A 17,153-nucleotide genomic window follows, 5' to 3' on the forward strand; every position below is an offset into this window, starting at 1 on the left:
CTGCCGCCGATGCACGGCGACTTCGACACAGACGGCTACGCCATCGTCCCGGGCGTCCTGCCCGCCAAGACCTGCACCGCCCTCACCGACCGGCTGCACGCCCAGGGCGCCGGCACGCGCGAACTGCTGGCGCAGCCGTGGTGCGCCGCGTTGGCCGACACCCTGCGCACGCATCCCGCCCTGGCGCCATGGCTGCCGGCCACCCACGCGGCCATCCAGTGCACGGGCTTCGACAAGTCCGCCGGACAGAACTGGCTGGTGCCGATCCACCAGGACCTGAGCATCCCGGTCGCGGAACGCGTCGGCGATTCCGCGCTGCAAGGGTGGTCCGAAAAGGAAGGCCGGCTATACGTACAGCCGCCGCGGCAAGTCCTGGAAGCGCTGATCGCCGTGCGCCTGCACCTCGACGATTGCGGCGCGACGGCGGGTCCGCTGCGCGTCGTGCCCGGCTCTCACCGGCAGGGCCGGCTGACGCAGGCGCAGATGCTGGCCGAGCGGGAACGGCGCGGCGAGATCGCCTGTCTGAGCGATCGGGGCGGCGTGCTGCTGATGCGCCCGCTGCTGCTGCATGCCTCGTCCAGATCGGCGGGGGCGCTGTCCCGGCGCGTGCTGCATTTCGTGTTCGGGCCGCGCACGCTGCCGCTGGGCCTGCGCTGGGCGCAGGCGGTCTAGCACGCTGCACTGCGCCGGGCAGGTGCCGCCGCATCAGCCGGGTGCGGTAGCATCCCGCGCACGGCGCCCCGACATGCGGCGCGCTTGCCTGTTTCCATCGAGGGAACCCGGATGCCATTCCCATTCCATCGCACCTCTCCCAGCCTCGCAGCCTTTCTGTGGGGCGCACTTTACCTGCTGGCCGCCGTCGTATCGCACCGGCTCAACGGGCCGATCGATATGACCGGCTACATCTGGCTGTCGGCGGGCATCACCATGGCGGCATTCATGCTGCGGCCCTACCGCGAGTGGCCCGGGCTCGGCGCGGCGTTCACCGTCGGACAGCTGGTGCTGTGCGCCTTCGAGAAAGGCAACCCAGCACATGCCCTGCTGTTCGTGCTGGACGAGGCCGGCAGCGCCGCGCTGGCGGTGGCGCTGGTCCGGCTGATGCGGGTGCCGCTGGACGGGCTCGACTTCGTGCGGGCGATGCTGGCGGCCGGCACGCTCAGCGCGCTGCTGGGCGCGCTGCCCGGCGCGGCATGGTTCGCCTGGTCGCAAGACGCGCCGTTCGGGCAGGTGCTGCGCATCTGGGCGGCGTCGGACTTCCTGGGCGTGCTGATCGTCACGCCAGTGCTGGCCACCTGGTCGCGCTTCCGCGCCCTCCGCTCGGGCGGACCGGACCGCACCGAAACCCTGCTGGGCCTGGCGGCAAGCGTTGCGCTGGTGGTCTCGGCACACCTGATCTTCGACGGCAACAGCACGGCCCGGTTCGGCACCGGCATCGGTTTCGCGCTGACCTACGTGCCGCTGTTCTTCGCCGTCGTGGTGGCGCTGCTGTGGGGCGGGCGCGGCGGCTCGGCGGCGGTGCTGGTGCTGGCGCTGACGGTGCTGATCGAGACCGCCGAGGGCGACGGGCCATTCGCCGTGCTCGACCGCCACCATGGCCAGTCATTGCTGGAAGCCCAGCTGTATCTGGGGATCACCGCCCTGCTGGTGCTGCTGGTCAGCGCGCTGAAGACCACGCGCGAACAGCTGCACGCACAGGGCGCGCGATGGCAGGGCCGCGTGGAGCTGGCGCTGACCGCCGCGGGCCAGCTGGTCTACACCGTCGACCCGGCCCGCGGCCGCGTCGACTGGGGCGGCGATGTGGAACTGCGCTTCGGCCATGACGCGGCCACCATGGCCTCGGTCGCCACCGTGCTGCAGCTGGTGCACCCGGACGACCGCGAAACCCTGCGCGCGCGCTGGCTCGGCGCCGCGCCCGCCGACGTCGATGCCACCCCCGCGCGGCGGCAGACGCTGCAGATCACCGCGCGCGACGGCACCCTGCACACCGTGATCGACTCCGGCGCCACGCTCGCCGACACCGCCGGCAACCCCGTGCTGGTCACCGGCACCTGGTCGATCGAAACGGCGCGCTGAGCCCGCCGCGCCGTAGCGGCCCCGAGTGCCGCCGCCCGACCGGATGCCGCGCTTCAGGTACGCCCCCCCGGCCGAAGCTGTCGCGCAGCCGGCAGATTCCACAACCGGGATTGACCCGTAGCGCTGCGCCGGATGCCGCAGGCACGGGGCACCCCGGGCCGATGAATACTTTTCAGGGCGAAAGTGACAGAATATTGTCCAGACCCCAACACGCTTGTTCCTACAATCCGCGCTTGTCCGCTGTGCGGGCAGCAAAAGAAACGACGTTTGGCCGTACCTGCTCCACCCCTCGCCAAAACGCTCTACAGGAGGAGACCAAGATGTGGAATCAAGTCTATGACCCGCTCGGCAACGCCGTATGGTCGACCGTCGCGGCCGGCTTGCCGGTGGCGGTACTGCTCTGTTCGCTCGCCTTCTTCCACATGCAGGCGCACCTGGCCGCGGGGCTGGCGCTGCTGGTGGGCGTGGGCATCGCCGCGTTCGTGTTCGGCATGCCGGCGGCGATGGCGGGCAAGGCGGCCGGGCTGGGCATCGTGTCCGGCCTGTTCCCGATCGGCTGGATCGTCCTCAACATCATCTTCCTGCACCGGCTCACCACCCTGAACGGCTCGTTCAAGGTGCTGCAGGGTTCGATCTCGGGCATCACCGAAGACCGGCGCCTGCAGCTGCTGCTGGTGGCGTTCAGCTTCGGCGCGTTCTTCGAGGGCGCGGCGGGCTTCGGCACGCCGGTAGCCGTGACGGGCGCGATCCTGATCGGGCTGGGCTTCTCGCCGCTGGCGGCCTCGGGGCTGGCGCTGATCGCCAACACCGCGCCGGTCGCCTACGGCGCCCTGGGCGCGCCCATCATCGGACTGGCCGCGGTGACGGGGCTCGACCTGAAGGACCTCTCCGCCATGATCGGCCGCCAGTTGCCGTTCTTCTCGGTGCTGGTGCCGTTCTGGCTGATCTGGGCGTTCGCGGGGTTGCGCGGCATGCTGCAGATCTGGCCGGCGATCCTGGTGGCGGGCGTGACCTTCGCCGTTCCGCAGTTCCTGGTGTCGAACTTCCACGGCCCGTGGCTGGTGGACGTGATTGCCGCGCTGGTCTCGATGGGCTCGCTCACGCTGTTCCTGAAAGTCTGGAAACCCAAGTCCATCTGGACCTCCACCGCCCTGCGCAACCACCCCGACACGTCCAAGGTCGATCCCGAAGCCGCCGCCGAGGCACGTGCCGCCACCACCGCCGCCGCCGATGCGAAGATCAGCCGCGTGCAGGCCTGGCTGCCGTGGGTGATCCTGACCGTGTTCGTCTTCATCTGGGGCGTGCCGCAGTTCAAGGCCTTCGTTGACGGCCTGTGGCAGTTCAAGCTGCCCATCCCCGGCCTCGACAAGATGGTGCTCAAGGGCCCGCCGGTCGTGCCCAAGGTCACGGCCGAAGCCGCGGTGTTCACCTTCAACGTGCTGTCGATGGCGGGCACCGGCATCCTGGCATCGGCCGTCGTCGGAGGCCTGCTGATGGGCTATTCGGTGCCGCGCATGGTCAAGGAGTACTGGAACACCATCAAGCTGACGCGCTATTCGCTGCTGACCATCTGCGCGATGTTCGGCATCGGCTACCTGACCCGCTACTCGGGCCTGGACGCGACGCTGGGCCTGGCGTTCGCCCACACCGGCGTGCTGTACCCGCTGTTCGGCACCATGCTGGGCTGGCTGGGCGTGGCGCTCACCGGTTCGGACACCGCATCGAACGTGCTGTTCGGCGGCCTGCAGAAGACCACCTCCGAGCAGCTCGGCCTGTCGCCGATCCTGATGTCGGCCGCCAACAGCTCGGGCGGGGTGATGGGCAAGATGATCGACGCGCAGTCCATCGTGGTGGCCTCCACCGCCACCAAGTGGTACGGCCATGAGGGCGACATCCTGCGCTATGTGTTCTTCCACTCGATCGCGCTGGCCTTCCTGGTGGGCCTGCTGATCACGCTGCAGGCCTACGTGGAACCGTTCACGCGGATGGTGGTGCCGATGGCGCACTAGCCCGGCCGCCCGCGCCGCAACGAAAAAGCCACTCATCGAGCGGCTTTTTTCATGGCGAGGCCTCCGATCGTCCGGCGGCGCCCTACGCCCAGCCGAGCGCCCCAACCAGCGCGCCGGCCGCCACCAGGATCAGCGGATGTACCCGCGTGAAGGCGCACGCCAGCACCGTCGCCACCGTCAGCGCAACGGTGCCGACGCTGTGGTCGGTAGCGCGCGCCAGCACCCAGCCGGTGGAGAACAGCAGCCCGATGGTCAGCGGCGCCAGCCCACGGCGGATCAGCATCACCCAGCGCGCGTCCGGCGCCTGGTGCATGACGTGCGCGACGATGCCGGCAATCACGCAGGACGGCCCGCAGATGCCGAGCATGGCGACCACCGCGCCGCCCAGGCCGGCGGCCTGCCAGCCGAACAGCTCGACGAACAGCACGTTCGGCCCCGGCGCGGCCTGCGAGATGGCATACATGGCGCTCAGCTGCTCGCTGGTCATGTAGTGACGCGTGTCGACCAGGAAGCGGTGCATGTCGGGCAGCGTCGAACTCGCCCCGCCGATGGCGAGGAACGACAGCACCGTGAAATGCCAGAACAGGTCGAACAGCGTGGCGAGCGCGCTCATTGCATCGCCCTCCATTCCAGTACGAGCGCCAGCGGAATCAGCACCGCCATCACCGGCAGCAGCGGCCATTGCAGCACGCCGATGGACAGGAACACCGCCAGTCCGATCCCCGCCGCACGCCGTGTGCGCGACTGGCCCTGCGCCAGCTTGATCGCCGTGGCGAGCACCAGCCCCGCCGCCACCGCCGCCATGCCCTTGAGCAACTGCTGCACCAGCGGCAGCGCGCTGTAGTGGTCGTACAGCATCACGATCAACAGCAGCAGCACGGCGGGCACCGCCACCAGGCCGGTCATCGCCGACGCCGCGCCACGGATGCCGTGATAGCGGTAGCCCAGCATCACGGAGAGATTCACCACGTTGGGGCCCGGCAGCACCTGGCCCAGGCTCAGCATCTCGGCGAACTCGGCGTCGGACAGCCAGCCGTTGCGCTCGACGATGCCGCGCCGCGCGAACGGCAGCACGCCGCCGAAGCCCGACAGCCCCATGCGCGCAAACTCCGTGAAGAGCTTGGCGCACGAAGGCGCCTGCGCGGCGCGCCCGGCGGCCATCGCGTCTGCGGGAGGGTTGCGCTCGCCCATCGGACTCAGGCCGCGGCGGGTGCGGGCTTGGGCAACGCCAGCTGCGGGTCGCGCAGCTTGGGCTCGATCGCCCGGCCCTTGCGCGCGCGCTTGCCGGCGTACGGCTCCTGCGCGCGGGTCGTCGTGAACGTCTGTTCGGTCGCCTTGCCGCTGCGCGGGCCAGCGCCCGACACCACGAACCCGGCCGGCCCGAAGGCCAGCGCCTGCGCGAGCGTCTCGTTCTTCTCCAGCTCCATCAGGATCACACCGCGGCCGCCGCTGGCCAGCGTCTTCACCTCCGCCAGCGGGAACAGCAGCAGGCGGCCGTTCGCCGACAGGCAGGCCGCGCCATAGGCGTCTTCCGGCACGGCGGCCGGCTTGTTGGGCTGATCGCCCTCATCGAGCGTGAGGAAAGCCTTGCCGCCCTTCTGGCGGCCCACCATGTCGCCCACCTTGGCCAGGAAGCCGTTGCCCCCTTGCGTGGAGATCAGCACGTTCTGCTCGGCGTGGCTCGCCAGGGTATGCGCGATGTGCGTGCCCGGCGCCAGTTCGATCAGCGTGGTCAGCGGCACACCGTCGCCGCGGCCGCCCGGCAGGTTGGCCACCGCCACCGAGTAGACCCGGCCCGTGCCCTTGTCGTCGCGCGTGCCGAAGATCAGCAGCGCGTCGGTGGTGCGGCACTCGAAGGTGTCGTACAGCGTGTCGCCCGCCTTGAAGCCGAACTGGGTGGCGTCGTGGCCATGGCCCTGGCGCGTACGCACCCAGCCCTTCTGCGAGACGATCACGGTGACGGGCTCGTCGACCACCTTCACCTCGGCGGCGGCGCGGCGCTCTTCCTGGATCAGCGTGCGGCGGTCGTCGCCGAACTGCTTGGCGTCGGTCTCGATCTCCTTGACGATGCGGCGGCGCATCATGGTCTCGGACTTCAGCAGCACGTCCAGCTCGGCCTGCTCCTCGCGCAGGTCCTTCAGCTCCTGCTCGATCTTGATGGCCTCCAGCCGCGCCAATTGGCGCAGGCGGATTTCCAGGATGTCCTCGGCCTGGCGCTCGGAGAGGCCGAACGCCTGCATCAGCGCTGGTTTGGGCTCGTCGCTCTCGCGGATGATGCGGATCACCTCGTCGATGTTGAGCAGCACCAGTTGCCGCCCTTCGAGGATGTGGATGCGGTCCTCCACCTTGCCCAGGCGATGGCGCGTGCGGCGCGTGACCGTGGCGAATCGGTAGTCGATCCACTCGCGCAGAATCTCGCGCAGGCCCTTCTGGCGCGGCCGGCCATCCGTGCCGATCATCACCAGGTTGATGGCCGCGCCCGATTCCAGCGACGTATGCGCCAGCAGTGCGTTGGCGAACTCCTGCTGGCCGATGTTCTTGCTCTTGGGCTCGAACACCAGCCGCACCGGCGCGTCCTTGCCCGACTCGTCGCGCACCGCGTCGAGCAGGCCGAGCAGGGTCTGCTTGAGCTGCAGCTGTTCCGGCGTCAGCGACTTCTTGCCGGTGCGCACCTTCGGGTTGGTCAGCTCCTCGATCTCCTCCAGCACCTTCTGCGACGAGGTGTTGGGCGGCAGCTCCGTCACCACCAGTTGCCACTGGCCGCGCGCGAGGTCTTCGATCTTCCAGCGCGCGCGCACCTTCAGGCTGCCGCGCCCGGTCTCGTAGATCTGCGCGATGTCCGCCGCCGACGAGATGATCTGCCCGCCGCCCGGAAAGTCCGGCCCCGGCATGTACTGCATCAGGTCGGTGCTGGTGAGCTTGTCGTCGCGGATCAGCGCCACGGCGGCGGTGGCCACTTCGCGCAGGTTGTGCGAGGGGATCTCCGTCGCCATGCCCACGGCGATGCCCGATGCGCCGTTGAGCAGCACGAACGGCAGCCGCGCCGGCAGCAGCCTGGGCTCATCCATCGAGCCGTCGTAGTTGGGGATGAAGTCGACCGTGCCCTGGTCGAGTTCCTCGAGCAGCAGGCGCGAGATCGGCGTCAGGCGCGCTTCGGTGTAGCGCATGGCCGCCGCGCCGTCGCCGTCGCGCGAGCCGAAGTTGCCCTGGCCGTCGATCAGCGGGTAGCGCAGCGAGAAGTCCTGCGCCAGGCGCACCAGCGCGTCGTACGCCGACTGGTCGCCGTGCGGGTGGTACTTGCCGAGCACGTCGCCGACCACGCGCGCCGACTTCACCGGCTTGGCATCGGCGCGCAGGCCCATCTCGTGCATCGCGAACAGGATGCGGCGCTGCACCGGCTTCTGGCCGTCGGCCACCTCGGGCAGCGCACGGCCCTTGACCACGCTGACGGCATAGTCCAGGTACGCGCGCTCGGCGTAGTGCGCGAGCGTGAGCGCTTCGGCCGGCTCGCGGGGGTCGAAGAGGATGTCTTGTTGTTCCATGGGGGCTCAGGCGAAAGCGGCACGCGACCGGGTGGACGGCGCCGCTGGATCAATGTTCTTGTGAAGGGGCCGGCAGCACCAGTTCGATGCGCCTCGGCCGGCCCGAATGTCCGGAATGCCCGGGCTTGCGCGTCGTCGCCATGGCACCGTCGGCGCTGACCGTCATCAGGCCCGGCGCGGCGGTGACGGGGTTGTAGTACCGGTAGAACTGCAGCACCGTCTTCACGTAGTTCTGCGTCTCGGCATAGGGCGGGATGTCGTTGCCGTGCTTCTGCACCGCGCCCTCGCCGGCGTTGTAGGCGGCCAGCGCCAGTTCGAGATCGCCGGAGAACATCCGCAGCAGATCGCTCAGGTAGCGCACACCGGTGGCGATGTTGACCCTCGGGTCGGCCAGCTTCTGCGCGAGCGTGCGGCGCGCGTCGCCGGTCACGCCATAGCGCTCGCCGGTTTCGGGAATGACCTGCATCAGCCCGATCGCGCCCTTGGGCGACACCGCCTGCGGATTGAAGCCCGACTCCGCCGCGATCACCGCCTTCACCAGCGCCGGGTCGACGCCATGCTTGCGGGCCGCCTGCCGGATCAGCGGCTCGACCCTCGGCACGTTGGGATGCTGCAGCACCGCGCGCGCCAGGCGCCGGCGCATGCCGTCGTTGTCGGGCGCATCGCGCCCGGCGGCGTTCCGATCGGCATCGGCATCCGGCGGGTCACCGGCCGGCTGGGCAATGCCGGACGCACCGGCCACCGCCGTGCCCTTCATGAACAGCACGTAGCGGTCATCCAGCCGCGCGGCCGCGAAGTGCGCCAAGCCGTTCTCGTCGATGTAGCCGTAGACGTCGGCGCGCGCCGGCTGGCCGGCCAGCAGGGCCAGGGCCATCCAGAGCAGCGCGGCGCGTCGGAGCAGCTTCATCGCAATCGGTCAGATATCGGCCTCGACCTCGTTGCCGCGCGCCTCCAGCCACGTGCGGCGCGCGCCGGCCTCGCCCTTGCCCATCAGCATGTTCATCACGTGAACAGTCTGCTCCGCGCCGGGCTCGCCGATCGAAACCGGCAGCAGGCGCCGCGTGTCGGGGTTCATGGTGGTCTCCCACAGCTGCTCGGCACTCATCTCGCCCAGGCCCTTGAAGCGGGAGATCTGCCAGGACCCTTCCTTGAGGCCCTCCTTGCGCAGCTTGTCTTCGATGGCCTCGAGCTCGCCGTCGTCCAGCGCGTAGAGCTTCTGCGCCGGCTTCTTGCCGCGCGCCGGCGCATCGACGCGATACAGCGGCGGCCGCGCCACGCACACGTTGCCGCGCCCGATCAGTTGCGGGAAGTGCTTGAAGAACAGCGTCAGCAGCAGCACCTGGATGTGCGCGCCGTCCACGTCGGCGTCCGACAGGATGCAGATCTTGCCGTAGCGCAGGCCGGACAGGTCCACGCTGTCGGCCGGACCGTGCGGGTCCACCCCGATGGCCACCGCGATGTCGTGCACCTCGTTGTTGGCGAACAGGCGGTCGCGCTCGGTCTCCCACGTGTTGAGCACCTTGCCGCGCAGCGGCAGGATGGCCTGGAATTCCTTGTCGCGGCCCATCTTGGCCGAGCCGCCGGCGGAATCGCCCTCCACCAGGAAAAGTTCGTTGCGGGAGACATCGTCCGACTCGCAATCGGTCAGCTTGCCGGGCAGCACGGCCACGCCGGAGCCCTTCTTCTTCTCGACCTTCTGCGCCGCGCGCGTGCGGGCCTGAGCCTGGCGGATCACCAGTTCGGCCAGCTTCTTGCCGAACTCGACGTGCTGATTCAGCCACAGCTCCAGCGCCGGGCGGCTGAAGGTGGACACCAGCCGCACCGCATCGCGGCTGTTCAGGCGCTCCTTGATCTGGCCCTGGAACTGCGGATCGAGCACCTTGGCCGACAGCACGAACGAGGCGCGCGCGAACACGTCTTCGGGCATCAGCTTGACGCCCTTGGGGCACAGCGCGTGCATCTCGACGAAGCTCTTGACCGCCTGGAACAGGCCTTCGCGCAGGCCGGACTCGTGCGTGCCGCCGGCCGGCGTCGGGATCAGGTTGACGTAGGACTCGCGCACCGGCGAGCCCTCGTCCGTCCAGGCCACCACCCACGATGCGCCCTCGCCGAAGGCGAAGCCCTCTTCGCCGGGCCGGTCGGGATCGGCGAAATGCTCGCCCTCGAACAGCGGGATCACCGGGTCGGCGCCGCTGCCCTGCGCCAGCGATTCGATCAGGTAGCCGCGCAGGCCCTGGTCGTACTGCCATTCGAGCGTCTCGCCGCTCTTCTCGATCGTGAGCGACACCTTCACGCCCGGCAGCAGCACCGCCTTGCTGCGCAGCAGCCGCTGCAGCTCGGCCTGCGGGATGTTCTCGGAATCGAAATACTTGCCGTCCGGCCAGACACGCACGCGCGTGCCGTTCTTCTTCTCGCCGCGCTCGGCGCGGCGGGTGGCCAGCGCCTCGATGACATCGCCGCCGGAGAACGCCAGCGTGGAGACGCTGCCGTCACGCCAGACCGCCACCTCCAGCCGCGTCGACAGCGCGTTCGTGACCGAGACGCCCACGCCGTGCAGGCCGCCGGAGAACGCATACGCGCCACCGCGCCCCTTGTCGAACTTGCCGCCCGCGTGCAGCCGGGTGAAGACGATCTCCACCACCGGCACGCCCTCTTCCGGATGGATGCCGACCGGAATGCCGCGCGCCTCGTCTTCCACGCTCACGCTGCCGTCCTTGTGCAGCGTCACCTGGATCCGCTTGCCGTAGCCGCCCAGCGCTTCGTCGGCGGCGTTGTCGATCACTTCCTGCACGATGTGCAGCGGATTGTCGGTGCGCGTGTACATGCCCGGCCGCTGCTTGACCGGTTCCAGGCCCTTCAGGACCTTGATCGACGCTTCGCTGTATTGGGGAGTTTTGCTCATGGAGGACGGAAAAACAGCCCGCATCGGACGGGCAGGAGTGCAGCGCGCATTGTAAAGGAAGCCGCCCCGGCCAACGTGACACGAAATGTGGACGCCGCCGGCCGGGCAGCGCCGGGCCGATATCGGGGCGCATCACCCGGGCCTGCCCGGACGCATGGCGCAGCGTCAGGCCGTGCCGGCGCGCTTGCTTTCCAGCGTTTCCCAGCGCTCCAGCACTTCCAGCAGCTCGAGCTCGATCGCCTCGTGCCGCTCGGCCAGCTGCTGCGCGCGCTGCGGATCGCGCCCGTAGATCGTGCCGTCTTCCAGCTCGGCGCCCACGGCCTTCTGCTCAGCCTCCAGCGCCTCGATCCGGGCCGGCAGCGCATCCAGCTCGCGCTGCTCCTTGTACGACAGCTTGACGGTGGCCCGCTCGCGCAGACGCACCGGCTCAGCCTTCTTCTCTTCGGCGACCGGCCTGGCGACCTGCGCGAGCCGCGCCGAGCGCGCCGACTGCGTCTGCCAGTCGGAGAACCCGCCCACGTATTCGCGCCACACGCCGTCGCCCTCGGCCGCGATCACCGAGGTGACGACGTTGTCGACGAAAGCACGGTCGTGCGAAACCAGGAACACGGTGCCGCTGTATTCCTGCAGCAGCTCTTCGAGCAGCTCCAGCGTGTCGATGTCGAGATCGTTGGTCGGCTCATCGAGCACCAGCGCATTGGCCGGCCGCGCGAACAGGCGCGCCAGCAGCAGCCGGTTGCGCTCGCCGCCCGAGAGCGACGCCACCGGCGAGCGCGCCCGCTCGGGCGGAAAGAGGAAATCGCCCAGGTAGCTCATCACGTGCTTGCGCTGGCCGTTGATGTCGATCCAGTCGCTGCCCGGGCTGATGGTATCGGCCAGCGAACGGTTCAGGTCAAGCTGCGCGCGCATCTGGTCGAAATACGCCACCTGCAGGTTGGTGCCGTTGCGCACCGTGCCCGCATCCGGCGCCAGCTCGCCCAGGATCAGCTTGAGCAGCGTGGTCTTGCCGACACCGTTCGGGCCCAGCAGGCCGACCTTGTCGCCGCGCAGGATGGTGGCGGAGAAATCGCGCACCACGGCCTTGTCGCCATAATGCTTGGCCACATCGACCAGCTCGGCGACGATCTTGCCGGAGCGGTCGCCCTGCGACACCTCCAGCTTGACGTTGCCCTGCACCTCGCGGCGCGCGGCGTGCTCCTCGCGCATCTGCACGAGCCGGGCCACGCGGCCCACGCTGCGGGTGCGGCGCGCTTCCACGCCCTTGCGGATCCAGACCTCTTCCTGCGCGAGCAGCTTGTCGAAGCGCGCGTTCTCCAGCGCCTCGGCCTCGAGCTGCTGCGCCTTGCGCGCCTGGTAGGCGGAGAAGTTGCCGGGATACGAGCGCAGCTTGCCGCGGTCGAGCTCGACGATGCGCGTGGCGACGCGGTCCAGGAACGCCCGGTCGTGCGTGATGAACAGCACGCTGCCGCGAAAGGCCAGCAGCAGGTCTTCGAGCCAGCGGATCGAATCGTAGTCGAGGTGGTTGGTCGGCTCGTCCAGCATCAGGATGTCGGGCGCACCGACCAGCGCCTGCGCGAGCGCCACGCGCTTGGTGAGGCCACCCGACAGCGCGCCGATGCGCACGCCGGGCGTCAGGCCGAGCTGGGCGATGGTGGTCTCCACACGCGTGCGCAACTGCCAGGCGTCCGCGGCCTCCAGCTGCGCCTGCAGCGCGTGCAGCCGCTGCAATGCGGCCTCGTCGTGCGATTCGCCCATCGAGGTGACCAGCGCTTCGTATTCGGCCAGCAGCGCGGCGGCCTGCGGCACGCCCATGGCGACCGCCTCGGCCACGGTCTGGTCCGGATCGAACACCGGCTCCTGCGGCACGTAGGCGGAGATGACGCCGCTCTGGCGCGCGATCAGCCCATCGTCGGGCGCCGTCTGGCCAGCCACGATCTTGAGCAGCGAGGACTTGCCGGTGCCGTTGCGGCCGATCAGGCCGACGCGCTCGCCGGCCTCCAGCGAAAAATCGGTGTGGTCGAGCAGCGCCACATGGCCAAAGGCCAATTGCGCATCGGTAATGGAAAACAGGGCCATGCCGGAAAACGGAAAGAAGCGGGCACGACGGCGCCCGGAAGCCGCGTATTGTAGTCGGCGCGCGCGGGCCACGCGGTGCGTCATTGCGCTTGCAGGCACCGATGCTATAACGCTTGTGCCGCCCCCTTCGCTTTCCGGCGGCGGCGTCTCCAACCCACCCGAAAGGAGAAAGCCATGCGCGGACTGTTCGGCCTGTTGATCATATTGATCGCGGTAGGCACCCCGGTACGGCAGGTCTTGCTGCGGACCGGATTCTCGCAGTGGTGGACGCTGCTGGTGCTGGTGCCGCTGGTTAACCTGGTAGCGCTGTGGATCTTTGCGTTCTCCACGTGGCCGCGCCAGTCCTCGGAACCCGGCAAGGTGCTGCCCAACCAAAGCTGACCCCGGAGCTAACCGACAGCGCCCGCACGCGCCCATGGCAGCGCGACTCGAGCGCCAAAGAAAACGGCCCGCATGCGCGGGCCGGAAGAGTCTCTCCTCGATGCCTTGCGAACAAGACATGGACGCAGCATAACAGCCCCCCCGCGCTCTCGGGCAGTCAGGACAAACCCGGTAGGGAAAAACGCGTACACCCAGCCGCCGTGCGGCTCTGCACCACGGCAACGCATCCCGCGGCAACGGTGCGCGCGATGCACCGGCAGACATCGCCGCGCACCATCCGGATACCGCAATTGCACGCGTTCCGGCAGGCCCGCGTGCACGGCGCACCACAAGCAGGCAGCCCGGCCGCCGACATACTTTGAAGCCGTCCCCGGGCCTGCGGCCTCCTTACAACACTCGGGTAGAACAGGACGGCACACGATTGCGCCGCGCCGTATCATGCAGCAGGCCCTCCGGCCATGAGCCGGGTACAACTAAAAGGCGGGCCGCCGATCCTATTCCGGGGGAAACAACCATGCTGTTCGTCTCACGCACGCTGCCTGCGGCCGCGCTGCTTTGCACTTCGCTGTCCATCTTTTCGCCGGGCACCGCCCTGGCATCCACCACACCCGTCCTCGACCGCATCCGCGACACCGGCATCGTCCGCATCGCGCATCGCGAAAGCGCCTCGCCCTTCTCGTACTACGACGCCGACAAAAAACCCGTCGGCTACGCAGTGGACCTGTGCCTGCGCGTGGTCGACAAGCTGCGCACGGAGCTCAAGCGGCCCGACCTGAAGGTGCAGTACGTCCTGGTCACGCCATCGACCCGCATCCCTACGATCCAGGAGGGCAAGGCCGATCTCGAATGCAGCACGACCACCAACAACCGCGAGCGCCGCGAACAGGTCGCGTTCACCATTCCGCACTACATCGCGGGCATCCGCATGCTGGTCAAGACCGCGTCGGGCATCCACAGGTGGGACGACCTGCGCGACAAGACCGTGGTCTCGACCAAGGGCACCACCAGCGTCGCCGAGCTGCGCAAGATGAACGACTCGCGCGTGCTGCGCATCAAGTTCGAGGAAGTGAAGGAGCATGCCGAGGCCTTCGCCATGGTGGAATCCGGCAAGGCCGATGCGTTCGTCATGGATGACGTGCAGCTCTACAGCTTCCGCGCCAACGCGAAGCATCCGCAGGACTACACCGTGGTGGGCGACATGATGACGGTCGAGCCCTACGCGATCATGCTCAGCAAGAGCGATCCCGACTTCAAGCGCATGGTCGACCGAGCCATGACCGCCATCATCCTCGACTACGACGCCGAGAAGCTCTACAAGAAGTGGTTCCAGCAACCGATCCCGCCCAACAGCGCGAAGCTCGACATGCCGATGAACTTCCTGCTGCGGGATTCGTTCAAGTACCCGAGCGACAAGGTCGCCGACTGACCTCGGGCCGCGCGGCCGCGCATCGGCCGCCGCGGCGCGCGACGGCCGTGCGCGTCAGCGCTGCCCCGGCAGCATCGGCTTGCCGAGCATGCGCGACAGCACGGCCTCGGGCGAATGCGTGCGGTCGGCAATGGCGGCGGGATCCAGGTAGAAGGTCTGCTCCATCATCGCCCGGCCGTGCATGGCCGCATGCAGCGCCTGGTCGCTGAACACCACCCAGGTCGCGCCCGGCGCGAATGCGAAGGTCTGCTGCGGGGCGGTGCGCTGATACCCGGCGTCCGCCTTGGCCAGGTCATGCAGCTGCAGCATGCGGTGGTCATATTCCGAGCGCGGACGCTTGGTGATGTGGAGCCGATGCATCAGCCACGCCTGGCCGGGCAGCATGCCGTGCGTCTGCGGGACGAAGCGCCGGGCGAAATCGCCGAACGGCTCGCCGATGCGCCACACGCGCGGCGCATCCGGATCGACGTTGTGGAACACGCGCAGCAGCCGCTGGCCCTGCAGCGGATTCGACGGAAACGCATCGACATGCAGGCGCGTATCGTCCTTGCGCCAGCTCACCGCCCGTCCGGCGATCTCGGCCGGCCGCAGCGAGGTGCCGGCCCGCTTCAGGTACGGGACGTAGGCCGGAAACAGTGTCCGCACCAGTTGCTCGGCGGCGTCGGCATAGCGGCGGATCAGCGCGGCGAGATCGCGCAGGTCGGCCGGGTCGCCCACCGCGCCGCGCACGTTCGCCTCGTTGGCCCGCAGGTTGATGTTCTTGGTCTTGCCGTCGGACCAGCGGGCGTCGAGAAAGCGCCGCTCGCGCGCATCGAGCGGAAACGCCAGCGCGGGGAAATGCAGCACGTTGCCGCGCTCCAGCGCCGTGCGCATCGCGGCCGCCTCGTCCGGTGCCACCTCCGGCGCCCAGTCGCGCACCGGCCATGGCGTCACCATGTCGATCGCGCGCGGCGCGGCGGTCGACTCCGCCCCCTTCCCCTTGACCGGCGGCGTGACCGGCACAAACCCTTTCAGACTACCCATGAACTTAAAGATCGCTTGCCTGTGATTTGGCACGAATCATAGTGCGTTCCTCATGCAAGCGCATCGTCAGGAAAGACAATGAAACATGCCGCATGGCACAGTCAGCGCGCCATGCGGCATGTTCGGGACAGGGTCCGATAAAAGATGGAGGGACTACAGAAAGTGCTTGACGACCTGCTCTTCCAGGCCGACGAAGCGCACCAGCTGGCGCGAGCCGTCCGGATACTGCTTGATGACGTGGCCGTCCGGCGTATCGGTGTGACGGAAATAGATGGGGCGATCGAGCGTACCCGACCGCTGTTTCGGGAGCAGACCCTCAAGCGTCGGCTCCACCGTCCACGGATCGTCCCGTTCTTCGGATGCAAGCGTAATGGTCGCCATGGCTTTCCCTCGACTGAGGTGTAAAGCATAACTTCTTCAAACAGCCCCCGCAAAGTTCGTAATACTTAAGTCTGATTCGTCGACCAATCGTTGGTGCACGTTAGCGTTTGCCACTCCGAAACCTCCATGGAACTGTGGTGAATGGTCCACAGGAGCGGTGCGATCATCCGATTTTCACACGGCCGTGGCTATGCGCTGCCCGCCCATCGACCCACCCGCCCGCCCGCCCGCCCGCCCGCCCGCCCGCCCGCCCGCCCGCCCGCCAGCCAGCCAGCCAGCCAGCCAGCCAGCCAGCCAGCCAGCCATGCATGATGCGCCGTCGCCCTCGCCAAGCGAGCGCAGCGGCATCCAGTGTGGGTGGCGTTCGGCTGCGGCGTGGCAATCGCCGGCATCAGCGCGACCACGCAGGGCGCCACCTGCGGCACCGGCTACGACCAGGCCGCCGCGCTGCTCAACGGCCACCCGATCGCGACGCATGGATTCAACATCACCAAGCTGGCGGCGGCGGGGCGTCCTACTTCGCGGACATTCCCGGCGGCATCTTCACGCCGTCGCTGGCGATCGGCGCGGGGCTCGGCGAACACCTGTGGCAGCTCACCGCCGACCCGACCGACGAACGCGTGCCGGTGCTGGTGTCGATAGCGGCCTTCCTGGCCGAGCCGATCACCGCCAGCGCGATCGTCATCGTCATGGAGATGACTTGCAGCCAGAACATGATGCGCCACCTGCTGGCGGCGGCCTTGCTGGCATCGTCCGTGGCCCGGCAATTCAGCCTGCGGCCGGTCTACCACGCGGCTTCGCGAAGCTTCCGCCGCGAAGCGCTGAGCGTGGAGGCGACGGCATGGGGGCAAGCCGCGCGCGCCTGGGGCGGCTGGCCTTGATCGAGCAAATTGCGTAGAATCGCCGCTCGCCCGGGGCGGCCCGCACGCCGCCCGGACAAGGTCACTCGCCGTAGCACAATGGATAGTGCACGCGCCTCCTAAGCGTGAGATACAGGTTCGATTCCTGTCGGCGGGACCACCGATACGACAAAAAGCCAGGCAACCGCCTGGCTTTTTCGCTTCCGCCACCGCACAAACGACGAGGCCCGCCATCGATGCGCGGGCGGGCCCATGGCAGCGGATGCACCGGCCCCTTCTAGGTCAGCACCGGCAGCGCCTCGAGCACGAGCAGGCCCAGCAGCACCCCGATCACCGTCAACAGCACGCGGACCCCTACCCGCGCACTTCGAATCACCAGTGGCGCAGAAGCCAAGCCGATCAGGCCCGCCACACAGACGGCGAGCAACAGATAGAGGTTGGAGAAGGCCATCGGGTGTTCCATCATCCGCCCCTTTGCCG

14 protein-coding genes, 1 tRNA gene and 1 pseudogene are annotated in these 17,153 nt (G+C 68.7%); 7 read left to right on the forward strand and 9 right to left on the reverse strand.

Annotation, left to right across the window (positions count from 1 at the left end; genetic code table 11):
- The first annotated feature begins 9 nt into the window (after window positions 1-9).
- The 3 genes from GO999_RS11585 to GO999_RS11595 all read left to right on the forward strand — a co-directional run bounded on the left by GO999_RS11585 (window position 10) and on the right by GO999_RS11595 (window position 4,082).
- On the forward strand, window positions 10-672 hold the full coding sequence (locus GO999_RS11585; protein WP_028852840.1) for a phytanoyl-CoA dioxygenase family protein: 663 nt from the start codon (window positions 10-12) through the stop codon (window positions 670-672).
- A 111-nt stretch (window positions 673-783) separates the two neighbouring features.
- Window positions 784-2,073, forward strand: a complete 1,290-nt coding sequence (locus GO999_RS11590; RefSeq protein WP_019717834.1) for an MASE1 domain-containing protein — start codon at window positions 784-786, stop codon at window positions 2,071-2,073.
- 320 nt (window positions 2,074-2,393) lie between these two features.
- Window positions 2,394-4,082, forward strand: coding sequence for an L-lactate permease (locus tag GO999_RS11595; RefSeq protein ID WP_011000933.1), 1,689 nt, complete (start codon window positions 2,394-2,396; stop codon window positions 4,080-4,082).
- A gap of 82 nt (window positions 4,083-4,164) precedes the next feature.
- Here GO999_RS11595 and GO999_RS11600 read toward each other — a convergent pair whose 3' ends face one another.
- From GO999_RS11600 to GO999_RS11625, 6 genes are all read right to left on the reverse strand, one after another.
- Window positions 4,165-4,710: a chromate transporter gene (locus GO999_RS11600; protein ID WP_016723304.1), complete on the reverse strand. Its 546-nt coding sequence runs from the start codon at window positions 4,708-4,710 to the stop codon at window positions 4,165-4,167.
- Window positions 4,692-5,273 carry a chromate transporter gene (locus GO999_RS11605; RefSeq protein ID WP_211906236.1) on the reverse strand — a complete coding sequence of 194 codons (582 nt, stop codon included), beginning with the start codon at window positions 5,271-5,273 and terminating at the stop codon, window positions 4,692-4,694. Before GO999_RS11605 ends, GO999_RS11600 begins: the two co-directional genes overlap by 19 nt.
- Before the next feature lie 5 nt (window positions 5,274-5,278).
- Window positions 5,279-7,624 carry a DNA topoisomerase IV subunit A gene (parC, locus tag GO999_RS11610; protein WP_118872328.1) on the reverse strand — a complete coding sequence of 782 codons (2,346 nt, stop codon included), beginning with the start codon at window positions 7,622-7,624 and terminating at the stop codon, window positions 5,279-5,281.
- A 49-nt stretch (window positions 7,625-7,673) separates the two neighbouring features.
- Window positions 7,674-8,531: a lytic transglycosylase domain-containing protein gene (locus tag GO999_RS11615; RefSeq protein WP_016725707.1), complete on the reverse strand. Its 858-nt coding sequence runs from the start codon at window positions 8,529-8,531 to the stop codon at window positions 7,674-7,676.
- A 9-nt stretch (window positions 8,532-8,540) separates the two neighbouring features.
- The gene (locus tag GO999_RS11620) at window positions 8,541-10,526 is read right to left on the reverse strand and encodes a DNA topoisomerase IV subunit B (RefSeq protein ID WP_016723308.1); all 1,986 of its coding nucleotides are present in this window, start codon (window positions 10,524-10,526) and stop codon (window positions 8,541-8,543) included.
- Window positions 10,527-10,691: 165 nt separating this feature from the next.
- A complete protein-coding gene (locus GO999_RS11625) occupies window positions 10,692-12,602 on the reverse strand; it encodes an ATP-binding cassette domain-containing protein (protein ID WP_211906237.1) in 1,911 nt (636 codons plus the stop codon).
- Between the two features lie 174 nt (window positions 12,603-12,776).
- Here GO999_RS11625 and GO999_RS11630 point away from each other — a divergent pair, with 174 nt between their 5' ends.
- Window positions 12,777-12,983, forward strand: a complete 207-nt coding sequence (locus tag GO999_RS11630) for a hypothetical protein (protein ID WP_011000926.1) — start codon at window positions 12,777-12,779, stop codon at window positions 12,981-12,983.
- 514 nt (window positions 12,984-13,497) lie between these two features.
- Window positions 13,498-14,409: an amino acid ABC transporter substrate-binding protein gene (locus GO999_RS11635; protein ID WP_011000925.1), complete on the forward strand. Its 912-nt coding sequence runs from the start codon at window positions 13,498-13,500 to the stop codon at window positions 14,407-14,409.
- Window positions 14,410-14,463: 54 nt separating this feature from the next.
- Here the strand turns inward: GO999_RS11635 and kdoO are convergent, their stop codons facing one another.
- Together kdoO and GO999_RS11645 are read right to left on the reverse strand one after the other, a co-directional pair.
- On the reverse strand, window positions 14,464-15,432 hold the full coding sequence (gene kdoO / locus GO999_RS11640) for a Kdo hydroxylase KdoO (protein ID WP_019717831.1): 969 nt from the start codon (window positions 15,430-15,432) through the stop codon (window positions 14,464-14,466).
- Window positions 15,433-15,585: 153 nt separating this feature from the next.
- A complete protein-coding gene (locus GO999_RS11645) occupies window positions 15,586-15,813 on the reverse strand; it encodes a hypothetical protein (protein WP_011000923.1) in 228 nt (75 codons plus the stop codon).
- Between the two features lie 321 nt (window positions 15,814-16,134).
- Here GO999_RS11645 and GO999_RS11650 point away from each other — a divergent pair.
- A pseudogene (locus tag GO999_RS11650) lies at window positions 16,135-16,694 on the forward strand (chloride channel protein); the annotation flags it as partial.
- A gap of 64 nt (window positions 16,695-16,758) precedes the next feature.
- Window positions 16,759-16,833: transfer RNA gene (locus tag GO999_RS11655), tRNA-Arg, on the forward strand.
- Between the two features lie 117 nt (window positions 16,834-16,950).
- Here GO999_RS11655 and GO999_RS11660 read toward each other — a convergent pair.
- Window positions 16,951-17,139 (reverse strand): hypothetical protein, encoded by a 189-nt coding sequence (locus tag GO999_RS11660; RefSeq protein ID WP_016723313.1) that lies wholly within the window; start codon window positions 17,137-17,139, stop codon window positions 16,951-16,953.
- Between the last annotated feature and the right edge of the window lie 14 nt (window positions 17,140-17,153).

It is taken from the genome of Ralstonia nicotianae (genome assembly GCF_018243235.1).
In the GTDB taxonomy this organism is placed as follows: Bacteria; Pseudomonadota; Gammaproteobacteria; order Burkholderiales; family Burkholderiaceae; genus Ralstonia; species Ralstonia nicotianae.

Coding starts and splice junctions, on each gene's coding strand:
- GO999_RS11585 (WP_028852840.1), top strand. CDS start 10: ATGCACGGCGACTTCGACACAGACGGCTACGCCATCGTCCCGGGCGTC.
- GO999_RS11590 (WP_019717834.1), top strand. CDS start 784: ATGCCATTCCCATTCCATCGCACCTCTCCCAGCCTCGCAGCCTTTCTG.
- GO999_RS11595 (WP_011000933.1), top strand. CDS start 2,394: ATGTGGAATCAAGTCTATGACCCGCTCGGCAACGCCGTATGGTCGACC.
- GO999_RS11600 (WP_016723304.1), bottom strand. CDS start 4,710: ATGGAGGGCGATGCAATGAGCGCGCTCGCCACGCTGTTCGACCTGTTC.
- GO999_RS11605 (WP_211906236.1), bottom strand. CDS start 5,273: ATGGGCGAGCGCAACCCTCCCGCAGACGCGATGGCCGCCGGGCGCGCC.
- parC (WP_118872328.1), bottom strand. CDS start 7,624: ATGGAACAACAAGACATCCTCTTCGACCCCCGCGAGCCGGCCGAAGCG.
- GO999_RS11615 (WP_016725707.1), bottom strand. CDS start 8,531: ATGAAGCTGCTCCGACGCGCCGCGCTGCTCTGGATGGCCCTGGCCCTG.
- GO999_RS11620 (WP_016723308.1), bottom strand. CDS start 10,526: ATGAGCAAAACTCCCCAATACAGCGAAGCGTCGATCAAGGTCCTGAAG.
- GO999_RS11625 (WP_211906237.1), bottom strand. CDS start 12,602: ATGGCCCTGTTTTCCATTACCGATGCGCAATTGGCCTTTGGCCATGTG.
- GO999_RS11630 (WP_011000926.1), top strand. CDS start 12,777: ATGCGCGGACTGTTCGGCCTGTTGATCATATTGATCGCGGTAGGCACC.
- GO999_RS11635 (WP_011000925.1), top strand. CDS start 13,498: ATGCTGTTCGTCTCACGCACGCTGCCTGCGGCCGCGCTGCTTTGCACT.
- kdoO (WP_019717831.1), bottom strand. CDS start 15,432: ATGGGTAGTCTGAAAGGGTTTGTGCCGGTCACGCCGCCGGTCAAGGGG.
- GO999_RS11645 (WP_011000923.1), bottom strand. CDS start 15,813: ATGGCGACCATTACGCTTGCATCCGAAGAACGGGACGATCCGTGGACG.
- GO999_RS11660 (WP_016723313.1), bottom strand. CDS start 17,139: ATGATGGAACACCCGATGGCCTTCTCCAACCTCTATCTGTTGCTCGCC.